At 49.7% G+C, this 13862-nt stretch carries 16 protein-coding genes and 2 tRNA genes; 12 read left to right on the forward strand and 6 right to left on the reverse strand.

What is annotated here, in order from left to right:
* Positions 1 to 97 precede the first annotated feature (97 nt).
* The 7 genes from ABGI61_RS16605 to ABGI61_RS16635 all read left to right on the forward strand — a co-directional run bounded on the left by ABGI61_RS16605 (position 98) and on the right by ABGI61_RS16635 (position 4790).
* A tRNA-Lys gene (locus tag ABGI61_RS16605) sits at positions 98 to 173 on the forward strand.
* Between the two features lie 72 nt (positions 174 to 245).
* A complete protein-coding gene (gene nadA / locus ABGI61_RS16610; protein ID WP_347603406.1) occupies positions 246 to 1304 on the forward strand; it encodes a quinolinate synthase NadA in 1059 nt (352 codons plus the stop codon).
* 115 nt (positions 1305 to 1419) lie between these two features.
* Positions 1420 to 1509: transfer RNA gene (locus tag ABGI61_RS16615), tRNA-Ser, on the forward strand.
* 343 nt (positions 1510 to 1852) lie between these two features.
* Positions 1853 to 2095, forward strand: coding sequence for a hypothetical protein (locus ABGI61_RS16620; protein ID WP_347603409.1), 243 nt, complete (start codon positions 1853 to 1855; stop codon positions 2093 to 2095).
* A 161-nt stretch (positions 2096 to 2256) separates the two neighbouring features.
* Positions 2257 to 3114 carry an SPFH domain-containing protein gene (locus ABGI61_RS16625; protein ID WP_347603412.1) on the forward strand — a complete coding sequence of 286 codons (858 nt, stop codon included), beginning with the start codon at positions 2257 to 2259 and terminating at the stop codon, positions 3112 to 3114.
* A 23-nt stretch (positions 3115 to 3137) separates the two neighbouring features.
* Positions 3138 to 3341 (forward strand): type II toxin-antitoxin system antitoxin, encoded by a 204-nt coding sequence (locus tag ABGI61_RS16630; RefSeq protein WP_347603415.1) that lies wholly within the window; start codon positions 3138 to 3140, stop codon positions 3339 to 3341.
* Between the two features lie 102 nt (positions 3342 to 3443).
* Positions 3444 to 4790, forward strand: a complete 1347-nt coding sequence (locus ABGI61_RS16635) for an SPFH domain-containing protein (RefSeq protein WP_347603418.1) — start codon at positions 3444 to 3446, stop codon at positions 4788 to 4790.
* A 16-nt stretch (positions 4791 to 4806) separates the two neighbouring features.
* On the opposite strand, the gene ABGI61_RS16640 is transcribed toward ABGI61_RS16635, so the two are convergent.
* The gene (locus ABGI61_RS16640; RefSeq protein WP_347603421.1) at positions 4807 to 5709 is read right to left on the reverse strand and encodes an AEC family transporter; all 903 of its coding nucleotides are present in this window, start codon (positions 5707 to 5709) and stop codon (positions 4807 to 4809) included.
* Complete coding sequence (locus ABGI61_RS16645; protein ID WP_347603424.1) at positions 5702 to 5977, reverse strand: GIY-YIG nuclease family protein; 276 nt, start codon at positions 5975 to 5977, stop codon at positions 5702 to 5704. The genes ABGI61_RS16640 and ABGI61_RS16645 overlap by 8 nt, the downstream gene beginning before the upstream one ends.
* 76 nt (positions 5978 to 6053) lie before the next feature.
* On the opposite strand from ABGI61_RS16645, the gene ABGI61_RS16650 reads away from it, so the two are divergent.
* The 3 genes from ABGI61_RS16650 (at position 6054) to ABGI61_RS16660 (ending at position 8530) form a co-directional block, all read left to right on the forward strand.
* The gene (locus ABGI61_RS16650; protein ID WP_347603427.1) at positions 6054 to 7304 is read left to right on the forward strand and encodes a DEAD/DEAH box helicase; all 1251 of its coding nucleotides are present in this window, start codon (positions 6054 to 6056) and stop codon (positions 7302 to 7304) included.
* Positions 7305 to 7421: 117 nt separating this feature from the next.
* Positions 7422 to 7820 (forward strand): antitoxin Xre-like helix-turn-helix domain-containing protein, encoded by a 399-nt coding sequence (locus ABGI61_RS16655; protein WP_008221723.1) that lies wholly within the window; start codon positions 7422 to 7424, stop codon positions 7818 to 7820.
* Positions 7814 to 8530, forward strand: coding sequence for an RES family NAD+ phosphorylase (locus ABGI61_RS16660; RefSeq protein WP_347603431.1), 717 nt, complete (start codon positions 7814 to 7816; stop codon positions 8528 to 8530). The genes ABGI61_RS16655 and ABGI61_RS16660 overlap by 7 nt, the downstream gene beginning before the upstream one ends.
* 9 nt (positions 8531 to 8539) lie before the next feature.
* Here ABGI61_RS16660 and ppiC read toward each other — a convergent pair whose 3' ends face one another.
* Positions 8540 to 8815: a peptidylprolyl isomerase PpiC gene (gene ppiC / locus ABGI61_RS16665; RefSeq protein ID WP_347603434.1), complete on the reverse strand. Its 276-nt coding sequence runs from the start codon at positions 8813 to 8815 to the stop codon at positions 8540 to 8542.
* Between the two features lie 178 nt (positions 8816 to 8993).
* Between ppiC and ABGI61_RS16670 the strand changes: the two genes are divergently transcribed.
* A complete protein-coding gene (locus ABGI61_RS16670; RefSeq protein ID WP_347603437.1) occupies positions 8994 to 9539 on the forward strand; it encodes a hypothetical protein in 546 nt (181 codons plus the stop codon).
* Between the two features lie 49 nt (positions 9540 to 9588).
* Here the strand turns inward: ABGI61_RS16670 and aguA are convergent, their stop codons facing one another.
* The 3 genes from aguA to ABGI61_RS16685 form a co-directional block, all read right to left on the reverse strand.
* Positions 9589 to 10701 (reverse strand): agmatine deiminase, encoded by a 1113-nt coding sequence (gene aguA / locus ABGI61_RS16675; protein WP_347603440.1) that lies wholly within the window; start codon positions 10699 to 10701, stop codon positions 9589 to 9591.
* Positions 10702 to 11598 carry an N-carbamoylputrescine amidase gene (aguB, locus tag ABGI61_RS16680; RefSeq protein ID WP_440590664.1) on the reverse strand — a complete coding sequence of 299 codons (897 nt, stop codon included), beginning with the start codon at positions 11596 to 11598 and terminating at the stop codon, positions 10702 to 10704.
* 185 nt (positions 11599 to 11783) lie between these two features.
* Positions 11784 to 12416: a peroxiredoxin-like family protein gene (locus ABGI61_RS16685; RefSeq protein WP_347603443.1), complete on the reverse strand. Its 633-nt coding sequence runs from the start codon at positions 12414 to 12416 to the stop codon at positions 11784 to 11786.
* A gap of 145 nt (positions 12417 to 12561) precedes the next feature.
* On the opposite strand from ABGI61_RS16685, the gene ABGI61_RS16690 reads away from it, so the two are divergent.
* The gene (locus ABGI61_RS16690) at positions 12562 to 13746 is read left to right on the forward strand and encodes an FAD-dependent oxidoreductase (protein WP_347603446.1); all 1185 of its coding nucleotides are present in this window, start codon (positions 12562 to 12564) and stop codon (positions 13744 to 13746) included.
* The last annotated feature ends 116 nt before the right edge of the window (positions 13747 to 13862 follow it).

Here is a 13862-nt window from a genome sequence, read left to right on the forward strand (position 1 = left end):
GTCATTAGCTCAGCTGGTAGAGCAGCGGACTTTTAATCCGTTGGTCGATGGTTCGAATCCATCATGACCCACCACTTACTTCTCGTTTTTCCTGCATGGGTCATTAGCTCAGCTGGTAGAGCAGCGGACTTTTAATCCGTTGGTCGATGGTTCGAATCCATCATGACCCACCATGCCTTCACACTGTATTTTACTGTCATGCAGCGTTATAATGCCGGCCTTTTTACAGCCAGCGGGTAAGCGCTATGGACCAGACGTTGTATTTCACAGAGCAAGACTTTGCTTTTCCGAAAAAGCCGGTGCCGTTAAGCAGCGATGAAAAGCAAGCTTACAAAGTGCGCATTAAAACCTTACTGAAGCAAAAAGATGCGGTGCTGGTAGCGCATTATTACACTGATCCGGAAATTCAGGCGCTGGCCGAAGAAACCGGTGGCTGTGTGTCTGACTCTTTAGAAATGGCACGCTTTGGTAATGAACATCCGGCAAAAACCTTAATTGTCGCCGGTGTTAAGTTTATGGGCGAAACGGCTAAAATTTTAACCCCCAATAAAACCGTGTTAATGCCAACGCTGGACGCCACCTGCTCACTGGATTTAGGCTGTCCGGCCGACCCGTTCTCGGCGTTTTGTGACGCGCACCCAGACCGTGTGGTGGTGGTGTATGCCAATACTTCGGCTGCGGTTAAAGCCCGCGCTGACTGGGTGGTTACCTCGTCTATCGCGCTGGACGTAGTCGACTATTTAGATAGCCAGGGCAAAAAGATTATCTGGGGGCCGGATAAGCATTTAGGTGCTTATGTGCAAAAGCAAACCGGTGCCGACATGCTGCTGTGGAACGCGGCCTGTATCGTACACGATGAGTTTAAAGCCAAGGCGCTGGTCGAGCTGAAAAAGCAATACCCAGACGCTGCTGTATTGGTACACCCTGAATCACCCGATAGCGTAGTGCAATTAGCCGACGCGGTAGGCTCAACCAGCCAGCTGATTAGAGCCAGCCAGACCCTGCCAAACGACACTTTTATCGTCGCCACCGATAAGGGCATCTTTTATAAAATGCAGCAGCAGATGCCGCATAAGACCTTTATAGAAGCTCCCACCGGCGGTAACGGCGCCACATGCCGAAGCTGTGCACATTGCCCCTGGATGGCAATGAACGGCTTAAAGGCGATTGAAGCTGCTTTAACCGACACAAGCGGCCATGAAATTTTTGTTGACGCAGCGCTACGCGAAAAGGCCTTAATCCCGCTTAATCGCATGCTAGGCTTTGCTGCGGATATGAAAAAGCAGGTAAAAGGCAACGCTTAAGCCGGGTGTCGGTAAAACTGGATAAAATTCCGTCATTAGCAGGCCAGCAGCACAGATAACAGTTGCGCCTGCTGCCGAATTTCCCTAGTATAGCCGCGCTTGCAACGCAAGTTCCGGAGAGATGGCTGAGTGGCTGAAGGCGCACGCCTGGAAAGTGTGTTTAGGTTAACCCCTAACGAGGGTTCGAATCCCTCTCTCTCCGCCAGATTAAAACAAAAGGCCCACGCCAAAAGCGTGGGCCTTTTGTTTTATGTAGCCGTGCGAGTAGTTTGAGAAATTGCGCAGGGTAGTTTGAGAACAAGGCGGAGTTTATCTGACTACGTTTTTAGCTAATCCGCAATGCCATGCCGCACTGCGCAAATATGGCCATGTCTTTTGCAAACCAAGGCTGGGCAATTTACAATAAGTCACCGCCCGGGTATATAGCTGCTGTAAATTAACCCACCCTTAAAATTTAGTGACATTTTTGTATTTATCAGGTTATATTTCATGCACTTATTTAATGCTTACGTTAGCAACGTAATTTTTTGCATTTGGGAGTAACTACGATGAAATTGATCATAGCGGGCTTAGTGCTGGTGTTAGCGGGCTGCGCCTCAGAGCAACAACTGGCTGAGTTTGAACACGGCATGCCCAACGAAATTGACTGCCCTGGTGGTGTAGAACACAGCTACGATACCACTATTTTTAGTTCAGAGGAGCCGCAAAGCGTTGGTAAAACGAAGGTAAATACCAAGTGCCGGCAAATTGATATGAGATCTGATATGGAAAAACAGCAGAGCAAAAAATAACCTGACTGATGTAGCGCAGTGCATCAGTAATCCTGATAACAAAGGCCCATGCCAAAAGCGTGGGCCTTTTTCATTGTTATTCCAAAGTTGTGTTTTCGGCTTGCTTTTTGTCATTCTTGCACTAAATTAATATCAAAATAATATCATTATGGGGTGGCGGTATGTTGCAAGAACGCATTATTAACAGTAAAAGCGGTTTCGCGATGATTGGCGTGTTACTGCTATTGCAGATAGCCGCAGTAGCCGGTGTGGTGGTGTTGCCCGCCTTTATGAAGGTGCTGGCGCTGCTGCTGGCAATAATAGTGTTTATTTGTTGGTTCGGTTTTTATATGGTGCACCCCAATCAGTCTGCAGTATTGCAGCTGTTCGGCCGTTATGTCGGTACCGACTTAGCCAATGGCTTGCGCTGGGCTAACCCTCTTTACAGCAAGCAAAAAGTCTCGCTAAGAGTGCGTAACTTTGAAAGCAGTAAAATGAAGGTTAATGACAATGCCGGTAACCCGGTTGAAATTGCTGCCGTGGTAGTATGGAAAGTGGTAGACAGTGCTGAAGCGGTGTTTGAAGTCGATAACTACGAAAACTTCGTTAATATTCAAAGTGAGTCTGCTATTCGTCACTTGGCTTCGAGCTATGCTTACGATGCCGGTAACGATGAAGCAATAAGTTTACGTAGCAGCACAGATGAAGTGACTGAGCTGTTAAAACAGGAAATTCAGGCACGGCTTAACAAAGCGGGTGTACAGGTGTTAGAGGCCCGAATCAGTCATTTGGCGTATGCGCCGGAAATTGCCAGTGCCATGCTACAACGGCAGCAGGCCGCTGCCATTGTTGCTGCCCGCCAGCAAATAGTCGAAGGCGCGGTGGGCATGGTGGAAACTGCGTTACAGCGTTTATCTGAACGTAATGTTATTGAACTGGACGACGAGCGTAAAGCTGCCATGGTGAGTAACTTGCTGGTTGTGCTGTGCGGCGATCATCATGTTCAGCCGGTACTTAATACTGGCAGCTTGTATCAGTAGCCTTCGCAGTAATTGGAGTAATTGTGGCGAAAAAAGCCTTTGCCTTACGCCTGGATGAAGCCATGCTCAGCGCACTGCAGCGCTGGGCCGATGATGAGTTTCGCAGTATTAACGGCCAGATTGAATACCTGCTGCATGATGCGCTGAAGAAAAACGGCCGGTTGCCGGCCAAAGCAGACACAGAGCAGGCAAGTGTGTCAGCTGTTAAGCAACCAAAGAAACAATAAGTTTAATTGTGTTTTCTGTGTAAAATAATCGTTTCATGCTGATTGACCCGGCGCTATAATCGCGCCGCCAATGGACGACGTTACAGTATGGAGATGATGTCAATGCAGATGCCCCCCGCAATTAAACTACTTAGTAAAAGCCTGGTCGGTGCTTTAGCTGGCTTGCTGGCTCTGATTTTTGTGTTAAGCCGCTCAGTGTTTTATGCCGAACCCGGTTATGTCTACCATGTGCGCACCATTTTAGGTGCCGAACATGTAGTGAGTGATGTTGGTTATCAGTTTTTCTTTTTTGGCCGCTGGAATGCCTGGAAACGCTCGCTTACCGTGCAGGCGGTAACCGGTGGGTCTGATGTTATGGACTACGCCGAAGTGGAAAACTCCGAGGATAGTGCGGCTTTACCACCACAAAACATTATGTTTTTAGATCAGGTAGATGCCAATGCCCAGGCCACTGTGCGGTTTTTAATTCCTACCGATGAAGTGGCGTTTACCCGCTTAGCACACGAGTACCGCACGCCGGAAAACTTATTGCGTACTGCGCTGATCCCGGCGTTTAAAGAAACCTTGCAGGCGAATGCCTCGCTGATGAGTGCCGAAGAATATTACTCTGGTGGTCGTACCGAGTTTAACAATGAATTTGAAAACCAGATGACTAACGGTATTTATGTGGTACGCCGTGAAGAGGAAAATCTGGCGCAGTTACGCCGGCAAAAAGGTACGGCCAATGTGGCACTAGGTACAGAGCAGGAAGATTTTGGCGACGAAACCCGTGTCAGCTTTGTGGTAAACAAAGTACGCGACAGCGACGGCCAGCCGCTGCGTAAACGGCAGAAATTTGTTGACTACGGTATTACAGTGGTAGATGCCCGCATTACGCAAATGAACCCGAACCAGCGCTTTGTTGAGCGTATGCAGTTAAAGCAAAAAGCCTCTGCCGACAGAGCTATTGCCCGTGAGCAGCGCATCCAGGAAGAAGAGCAGCGTTTGTTGGCGATATCGCGCGGTGAGCGTGAAGTTGCCGAGCGCCAAGCTAAAGCCAAGGTTGAACAAATTCAGGCGACCACGGAAGCCGATACCCAGAAGCAGCTGGCGATAACTGAAGCGGAAAAACTGCAGGCGCAAGCGAATATTCAGCGTGAAACGGCCAAAATCAACCTGGAGAAAGCAGAGATTGAAGCGCAAACGCTGCGTACGCTGGCCGAAGCAGAGGCGTACCAGAAGAAAGTGATCTTAGAGGCCGACAATGCGCTGGCACAAAAGCTTGATGCTGAAATTCAAATTCAGCGCATCTGGGCTGAGTCGTTTGCTAAGCGCGCGGTGCCGCAGTATGTGTTTGGCGCTAATGGTAATACGCCAACCGGCAGCGACAGCGAAGCACGCATGTTTATGCAGATGCTGACCATGGACGCGGCCAAGCGCTTAAGCTATGAACGCGATTTGAAGAAATAGCCCTATTTCGATATTGCTAATGTAACAACCAGGACACCAGTGGCAGCGTCAATAGGCCGGTGAGAATACCCAGACCAATAATGCCGCTAACCAGGCGGGGCGCCAGCCCCGCCATTATCGCAATAGCGCCGGCCGAAATCATCGGCGGCATCGCCGCCTGAAAAATACTGATATTCACCGCCACGCCGCTGTAACCCAGACTAAGCCACAGTGCGGCTGCTAATGCCGGCATCATTACCAGCTTAATGCCCAGAGCGCTTAACAGCGGTGAAATTTCGGCTTTGCTGAACTTTATGGTTAAGGCAAAACCCACCGCCACCATCACCACCGGCACTAAGGTTGCGGCCAGATTATCAATTAATTGACTTGCCAGCGGCGGATATTCAGTACCGCGCAGCAGCAAGCCCAGTGCCAGTGCAATAAAAGACGGAAAGGTAACAATTTTCAGCGCTATGCCTTTTACCGTAGGTTTAGCCGCTGTGGGGCTGTACAGTGCAGCAATAATGGTGACATAAGTGGCCAGCGCAATAAATGAGCCGACCTGATCGTACACCACCGCATAGGGCATAGCAGCACTGCCAAATAAGGCCTCGGTCATTGGAAAGCCTAAAAACGAGGTGTTACCGAGTGGCAGCACAATCAGCAACGCGCCGGTCACCTCACGTGACCAATCTAGCAACTTGCTTAGCAGCAACACAGTAGCAACTACTGCCAGCAATAAAAACCACGGCGTAATGGCTGGAATAAGCAACTCAGCCGAGAACTGCAGCTGCGGTACATTTTTCAAAATTAACGCCGGTAGTGCAACATACAGCACATACATGTTCAGTGCGATGCCGCTGTTTTCCGGCATCGTCGGCAAACGACGCAGCAGCACGCCTATTAAAAGGTAAGCCAGTACCAGTAAAAAATTATCCATTACACTCACTTTGGTTATAAGTGGCAATTAATGCCAGTTTGGCAGCTCTGGGTAACTGTTTTAGCTGATACTCCGCTTTGGCCGCAGCGCTTTTGTCACTCAGGCTTTGGCTATAAACCAGTTTCAGCGGTCCTTTACCACGCAGCGCCTTAGCGCCCCCGGCCAGCTCGCCGCTATGCTGGCGCAAACGCCGCTGTGGATCTGTACTGATGCCGGTGTAGAGTATTCCCGCCGCGGTTTGCACCATATACAGATACCAGTTGCTCACCGTACTAACTCCGGACCTTGCTGTTCTGCTATACTGCGCCGGTTATTTGGCTGGCTTTGGCAAAACAGGAATTTTAATGTCATTTCAATCTCTCGCGCTGGCGGCGCCAATTTTACGTGTGCTGCAAGAGCAAGGTTATGATGCACCCACTCCGGTGCAACGGCAAAGTATACCGGTTGTTTTAGCCGGTAAAGATGTGTTGGCCGGCGCCCAAACCGGTACCGGTAAAACCGCAGCTTTTACTTTACCGTTGCTGCAGCACATGCTCAATGCGCCTAAGGTCGTAGCGCCAAGTCAGGTGCGGGTGTTGGTACTTACACCAACCCGTGAACTGGCGCAGCAAGTGTATGACAATGTGCGCAAGTATAGCCAGTACCTTGAGTGTCGTTCAGCGGTGTTTTACGGCGGTGTATCGATACGGCCGCAATATGATGACGCAGAGCAGGGGCTGGATATCTTAGTGGCCACACCGGGCCGGCTGATTGATCATTTGCACCAAAAAACCGTCGATTTATCAGCGCTGGAAGTATTAGTACTGGATGAAGCCGACCGCATGCTGGACATGGGTTTTATCGTTGATATAAAACGCATTATGGCCAAGTTGCCGGCTAAACGGCAAACCTTGCTGTTCTCGGCCACCTATTCCAACGAGATAAAACAATTGGCCGATGAGCTGCTTAAAAGCCCGCAACTGATTGAAGTGGCAGCGACGAATGCCACTGCCGAGCGGGTAGAGCAGCAGGCCTATCTGGTAGACCGGCACCGTAAGCGCGAGCTGCTATCGCATGTGATAGGCCGTAACAACTGGCCACAGGTGCTGGTGTTCGTCCGCACTAAGCACGGCGCAGATCGGCTGGCCAAGCAACTGGCAAAAGACGGTTTAAAAAGTGCGGCCATACATGGCGATAAAAGCCAGGGCGCCCGCACTAAAGCGCTGGCTGATTTTAAAGCCGGCGCAGTGCGGATACTGGTTGCGACCGACATTGCTGCCCGCGGCCTGGATATAAACGAGTTGCCTTATGTGGTGAATTACGACTTGCCGCAGGTACCGGAAGACTATGTGCACCGCATCGGCCGCACCGGCCGAGCTGGCAATAGCGGTGTGGCATTAACGCTGATCACGCCGGATGAAATTAAAGCGCTACAGGAAATAGAGCGGCTAATTCAGCAGGTGATTACTGCCAAAGTGCTGCCGGGGTATGAGCACGACCCAACTTACGTTACGCCAGAGCAGGCGCAAGCCAGGCACGGCGATGGGCCGAAAAAGCCAATGAAAAAGGGTAATTTAAAAGCCAAATTACGCGCTAAGGCTTTAGGTAAAGCCTGATATTGATGTAAAGCAGACGTACAAGTCTGCTTTTTTATTGCCGAGCCGGTCTCCGTGTGGACATTAAGTAAATATAAGTCTATATTGATAGTCAAATGAATTGGCCGTGAGGTGGTTATGCAGGCAGTACAGCTTGATAGACAAAGCCAGCGAAATGTGGCGGCAACTGGGCTGAAAACGGTGTTAGCTATTTTAGATAAATGGCAATGCTCACCTGAGCAAATCCAGCGTATTTTGCAGATCTCCAAAGCGGCCTATTACAAGTACCGTAACGACCCTTATTGTGCCAACCTGACGCAAGACCAGATTGAGCGTATCAGCTACCTGCTGAATATTCACAGCAGCCTGCGGCTGTTATTCGATAATCCGCAAAACCTGTACGGCTTTATGGCGCTGCCCAACCACAACCCGTATTTTAACGGCAAAAGCCCACTGGATATTATTAGCAGCGGCCAGTTTGCCGCACTGTATGAAACCTTTAAACATATCGACGCCCTGCGTGGTGGCCTGTGGTAACAGAGGCCAGTTTAGCGCTACAGGCTTTACCTCAGGTTAAACTGCAACAGCAGCGCAGTTACAGGCTGATCAATTCAAAATATCCGCCGGTATCGGTATTTGATGATGTGGCTGACGCTGATGAGTTCGATGCTTTATTTGCGCTGCAGGCACTGACTAACCCAAGGTTGCAGGCAGAGGCTGGTAATTTAAGTCTATTGCCACGCAGTGAGATCCCGTTTGGTATTGCCGGTTGCTCTTATGCGGTCGCGCCTTTCACCCATGTTAACCCGGCCGGCAGCCGCTTTTCTGATGGTCGCTTTGGTGTACTGTATCTGGCCGATACTGTGCAAACTGCGCTACGCGAAGTGGCTTATCATCAGGGGCAATATTGGGCAAAGGTGCCGGGCTTGGCCTATGAGCGCTTTGTGTTTAAGGCGTTAAGTTGTCAGTTTAGTGATGTTAGCCTGACCGATTTAACCAGCTTGCCGTTACAAGATGCGGTTTATCATCCGCAAAATTACAACGCAGCACGCGAGCTGGGGATTAGCTTAAAAGAGCAGGGCAGTGCTGGGTTGCAGTATTATTCAGTGCGTAACAAGGATGCTTTATGTTGGGGCTTGTTCAGCCCAAAGCCGGTAACGCAGATGCTGCAAAGCGGGCATTATGAAATGATCTGGCAAAACGGCGGTATCAGTGCGATTAACCAGCTTGTCAGCTGTAGCGACTAAAGCCGCTAACTAGCTGCGATACAGGGTTTTAATCAGGTGAAAGCCAAACTGGGTTTTAACCGGGCCTTGCACTTCCAGAACAGGGCTTTTAAATACGACATCGTCAAAGGCCTTTACCATCTGGCCTTTACGAAACTCGCCTAAATCGCCGCCTTTTTTACCAGACGGACACAGTGAATACTGCTTAGCCAGTTTGCCAAAATCTGCGCCTTTGGCCAGTTGTTGCTTAAGCTTTTCGGCTTCTTCGCGGGTTTTGACTAATATATGTAACGCACAAGCCTTCATTAATTCGCCCGTTTATATAAGTTAAAGTACGAATTCTAGCTAATAGAAAGGCAAAAGTAGAGTGCGAAAGGGTTAGTCGCTCAGCTTTATGACACATAGATTTACAATTTGTAAGTAATATGAAACTTTTTGACTGCTATACTCAGCGGTAAATTTACCAGAGAGGAAGGCTAAGATTATGAAAGGTATTATATTATCCATTGCTGTTTTGACAGCTGCTCTTGGTGTTAGCAGTGTTGCTGTCGCAGAAGAAGTAAAAGCAGAACAACGCGAAGAAATTCGGATGCGTTCAATGCTTTATTCTGCTGACTATGACAGCATGATGGCTTTAGTGCAAAAGCAACGTTTTGCTGAGGCATTTCCAGAAATTATCCGTTTTGCCAAATATGGTGAAAAGTATGCGCAATACTTGGCGGGATTATTGATGGTGACTGGACAGGATGTGCCGGTTAACGTAGAAGAGGGATTGGTGTGGATGCGTTTATCATTGGAGCAAGATACCACTGATTGGAAACGCCGTTATAACGATATCACTAAAAACCTGACTAAAGAGCAACTCGATTCGCTTAATCCGATGTATGAGGAATTTAAGCGAAAATATGGTGCTGAAAACCAATTTATGCGTTGTGGATATGAACGGCTGAGAGGTTCAAATATGCGCCAGCATACCTGTCGTAAAAATCTGATGATGAACGAATTCTACACCGTTGTCGAATATAAGTAGCTGTTAACTATATCCATTAAAAAAGGGAGCCAACAGCTCCCTTTTTCATTTACGCAGGTTGTTGTTGGGTAATACAGTGAATATTACCACCGCCTAACAGAATCTCCCGCCCTGGCACCGTTACCACTTTATGCTGTGGATAAAGGCTTTGCAGTATCTCTGCCGCAACCTTGTCATTCGGGTCGTCAAAGGTTGGCAGGATTAAACCACCGTTGCACAGATAGAAGTTGATGTAGGAGCCGGCCAGGCGGGCGTTGGCCTCGCGCGGAATCGCACTCATGGTTGCATCTACCGTGGCATACTCTTCCGCTTTGGCAATAATCGGTGCCGGTACCGGCAACTTATGTACCTTTATTTTGCGGCCTTTAGCATCGGTTGCCGCTTCTAAGTAATCCAGCGCTGCTTTACTGCGGGCATATTGCGGATCGGATTCGTCGTCCGTCCAGGCCAGCACCACTTCACCCGGCTTTACAAAACAGGCCATATTGTCGATGTGGCCGTCTGTTTCGTCGTTAAAAATACCTTCTTTTATCCACAGCACTTTATCGATGCCGAGATAATCGCGCATCTGCTGCTCGATTTGCTCGCGGGTTAAATGCGGGTTGCGGTTGCTGTTTAATAAACACTCTTCTGTGGTTAACAGCGTGCCTTCACCGTCAACATGAATAGCACCGCCTTCCAGCACAAAGCCTTCAGTACGGTAGCGTGGCAGCTGCTCAATGCCCAATACCTTGCTGGCGACCTGATCGTCTTTATCCCACGGGAAGTACAAACCACCGTTTAAACCGCCCCAGGCGTTGAATGTCCAGTCGATACCACGTACGTCACCTTTTGCGTTAGTGACAAAGGTTGGGCCGGTATCGCGACACCAGGCGTCGTTATTGGATATTTCCACCACACGGATGGGAAACTTAGTACCAACATCGGTCAGCTGCGATAACGCATTAGCGTACTGGGCGGCAGAAGCGCCGACAGTAACCGGCTCAAAACCCGCGATGGCTTTCATCACACTGACAAAGGCTTGCTGTGCCGGTTTGGCACCTAAACGCCAGCTGTCGGTACGCTCGGGCCATACCATCCAGGTTTGCTTGTGGGCAGCCCATTCTGCAGGCATGCTAAAGCCATCGGCACGTGGCGTACTGTTCAGGGTTGTAAAGGCCACTTAGTTACCACCTTGTGTTTTAGGCTGTTTGGTTTCACCGTCTTTAGTCATTACTGCACCGTAGATGTCGATACGGCGGTCACGGAAAATTCCCCAGGCGCGGCGCGTAGCGGCAACAGCGTCTAAATCAAAGGTATGCACCAGTATGGCCTCTTCTGTTTCACTGGCTTCCTGCACTTTGGCACCGGTTTCATCGGCAATAAAGGAGCTACCATAAAAGGTAATATGGTAGTCACCTTCGGTTTCAGTGCCGATGCGGTTAGAGGCAATCAGCGGTGTTAAGTTAGCTGCGGCATGGCCTTGCTGCGTGCGCTGCCAATGATCACGTGAGCTGATAGTGGGGTCGTGCGGCTCACTACCAATAGCCGTTGGGTAGAACAGCAGCTCTGCGCCCATTAATGCCATGCTGCGGGCACACTCCGGGAACCACTGATCCCAACAAATACCCACACCGATTTTGGCATACTTGGTCGCAAATACTTTAAAGCCGGTATCACCTGGCGTGAAGTAGTACTTTTCGCTGTAACCCGGGCCATCAGGAATATGGCTCTTACGGTAGGTACCCAGGTTTTCACCGTCAGCGTCGATAATCACTACGCTGTTGTACAGGCAGTTACCGGCACGTTCGTAGATACTGATTGGCAGTACGACATTCAGCTCTTTGGCGATTTTAGTAAAGTGCGCCACGGCTTTATTCTCAGCCACGGTAGTGGCGAAGGCTAAATAGTCAGGCTTTTGTTTCTGGCAGAAGTAATTGCGCTCGAACAGCTCCTGCAACAGGATAATCTGTGCGCCTTTCGCTGCGGCGTCACGTACTAAACGCTCACCACGGGCAATGTTTTCATCGACATTCCAGCCGCCAATCATTTGGGTGGCAGCAACAGTTACATTACGCATCAGTTATCTCCGGCAGAGGCTAAAACCAACAGGCTAGCATCGTTACCGACACTTGCCAAACAGGGCGCGAAAAATGCCGTATTTTTGCCCTGTCGTCAACGCTTTTTGATAAAAAAACAGCAGCGGAAATTGTGACAGCGTCCGCTGCTGTAAACAGCTTAGTGATGATCGGAAAAGACAGCGGTTTATTGCAATGCCAGCTCGGCGGCTTTTAGCAGTAATTCGCTGTGCAGACGTGTTTTGTAGTTAATATGCACATAGCTAAACAGCGCTTCACCATTGGTATTCAGGATGTACACCGCAGGTACCGGCAGCACCACTTTTTCTGTACCGGCTTCGGTGGTGATAAGACTGCCAAGTTTGCCTTTGTAAGCTGCTGCAGTTTTATCATCCAGATAATATGCCAGGCCAAAGGCTGAGCTGGCGGCAAAGTTAGCATCAGACAACAGGGTATAGTTCAGCTTGTTACCGCCGGTATCCTGCAGGCTTTTGTTTATCGAGGCTACGCTATCTGGCGTGATGGCAATGATCTGGTAACCCAGCTTAGTTAACTGCGGCTCAATATCACGCAATGCAGCGAGTTGAGCATTGCAATAGGGGCACCAACCACCGCGATAAAATACCAGTACTGAGGGCTTTTGTTGCACCAGCTCAGTGAGTGCAACGGTTTTGTTATTTGCGGCTGTTAAGCTGACTGTTGGTATGGTTAAACCATTTAGTAGCGGCGTTACCTGTTCAGGTGCTGCGGCAATGTCGTTGGCAGCGAAAAGTTTGACACTAAACAATATGGCACTAAGTGCAATAAGATAAGTTTTCATCGTGGTTCCCCGGGTTAGTTAAACGAACGACTCACTAAGACAGGGCAAAGCAGGTTTTGCTTTCAGCACAATACAAAAATGGTGGTTTTCGTTTTTTAACCAGCCTGTCGTACAATGTCGTTCTGCTTACATAAGACAAAGCGTTATGAACAGCGACACATCGATTAAACAGTTTGATATCAGTATTGTTGGCGGCGGTATGGTGGGTGCAGCAATAGCATTAGCGCTAAGCCAGGCTGGTTTACAGGTAGCGTTAGTTGAAAAACAGCCAGTGCCGGAGTTTGTGCCAGACAGTGCGCCCGATCTTCGTGTGTCTTCCATCAACCTGGCCAGTGAAGCCTGGCTGACAACGCTGGGTGCCTGGCAAGCGCTTGAGCAGATGCGGCTGTGTCCATACCAGCGGCTGCAGGCGTTTGAGCTGCCACACAGTATCGTAACCTTTAATGCTGCCGATATTAAACGCAGCCATTTGGGCCATATCGTTGAGAATAACCTGTTGCAGCTGGCGCTGTGGCAGCAGTTGGGCGCTAATATAACGCTGTTTTGCCCGTCATCTGTTACGGCGCTTGCGCAAAGCGCTGAGCGCGCTGTACTCAGGTTGGATAGCGGTGAGCAGCTTGTTAGCAAGCTGGTGATAGCCGCTGATGGCGGCAACTCGCAACTCCGTCAGTTAGCCGGTATTGGCACCAATGGCTGGCAGTACAGTCAGGCCTGTTTAGTCGCGCTGGTGAATACGCCTTACCCGCAGCAGGATGTCACTTGGCAGCAGTTTACGCCAAGAGGGCCCAAAGCCTTTTTGCCACTAAATGGCCAGCAAGGCTCAGTGGTGTGGTATGAAGAGGCCGCTAAAGTAAAACAGCTGTCTGCGCTTGCTCCGGCTCAATTGACGCAAGAGTTACTTAAAGCTTTCCCGGCACAGCTTGGAGAGGTTGAAGTGGTGGCAAGCAGTTGGTTTCCACTGGCACGAATGGACGCTAATCGTTATTACGCCGGCCGGGTAGTATTAGCCGGCGATGCAGCGCATACGATAAATCCGTTGGCCGGGCAGGGCGTTAACCTGGGCTTTGCTGATGCAAAATTACTTACTGAGCTGATTATTGATGCCAGACGCCATAACAGCGATATTGGCAGTGCGCAGCTGTTACAGCGTTATCAGCGTAAACGTAAACCGGCGAACTTGCTGATGATGAGTACTATGGATGGCTTTTATCAAGTGTTTGGCAATGATATTGCGCCACTTCGTACCTTACGGCAATTGGCGTTGAACGTTGCTGCCCGCAGTACGTTGCTTAAAACGCTGGTAGCCCAATACGCTGTGGGTTCGGAATAGCTGAAAAGCAAAAACCCAGCCTAAGCTGGGTTTTACTGTTTAATGGCAGGGGCGGCTGGATTCGAACCAACGCATGGCGGGATCAAAACCCGCTGCCTTACCGCTTGGCTACGCCC

It is taken from the genome of Rheinheimera fenheensis (assembly GCF_039871805.1).
In the GTDB taxonomy this organism is placed as follows: Bacteria; Pseudomonadota; Gammaproteobacteria; order Enterobacterales; family Alteromonadaceae; genus Alishewanella; species Alishewanella fenheensis.

Bases quoted from the DNA above. Each gene is read 5' to 3' on its own strand.
- ABGI61_RS16655 (WP_008221723.1), top strand. From the start codon at position 7,422: ATGCAGGCAGTACAGCTTGATAGACAAAGCCAGCGAAATGTGGCGGCA.
- ABGI61_RS16685 (WP_347603443.1), bottom strand. From the start codon at position 12,416: ATGAAAACTTATCTTATTGCACTTAGTGCCATATTGTTTAGTGTCAAA.
- nadA (WP_347603406.1), top strand. From the start codon at position 246: ATGGACCAGACGTTGTATTTCACAGAGCAAGACTTTGCTTTTCCGAAA.
- ABGI61_RS16625 (WP_347603412.1), top strand. From the start codon at position 2,257: ATGTTGCAAGAACGCATTATTAACAGTAAAAGCGGTTTCGCGATGATT.
- ABGI61_RS16690 (WP_347603446.1), top strand. From the start codon at position 12,562: ATGAACAGCGACACATCGATTAAACAGTTTGATATCAGTATTGTTGGC.
- ppiC (WP_347603434.1), bottom strand. From the start codon at position 8,815: ATGAAGGCTTGTGCGTTACATATATTAGTCAAAACCCGCGAAGAAGCC.
- ABGI61_RS16650 (WP_347603427.1), top strand. From the start codon at position 6,054: ATGTCATTTCAATCTCTCGCGCTGGCGGCGCCAATTTTACGTGTGCTG.
- ABGI61_RS16670 (WP_347603437.1), top strand. From the start codon at position 8,994: ATGAAAGGTATTATATTATCCATTGCTGTTTTGACAGCTGCTCTTGGT.
- ABGI61_RS16640 (WP_347603421.1), bottom strand. From the start codon at position 5,709: ATGGATAATTTTTTACTGGTACTGGCTTACCTTTTAATAGGCGTGCTG.
- ABGI61_RS16620 (WP_347603409.1), top strand. From the start codon at position 1,853: ATGAAATTGATCATAGCGGGCTTAGTGCTGGTGTTAGCGGGCTGCGCC.
- ABGI61_RS16635 (WP_347603418.1), top strand. From the start codon at position 3,444: ATGCAGATGCCCCCCGCAATTAAACTACTTAGTAAAAGCCTGGTCGGT.
- aguB (WP_440590664.1), bottom strand. From the start codon at position 11,598: ATGCGTAATGTAACTGTTGCTGCCACCCAAATGATTGGCGGCTGGAAT.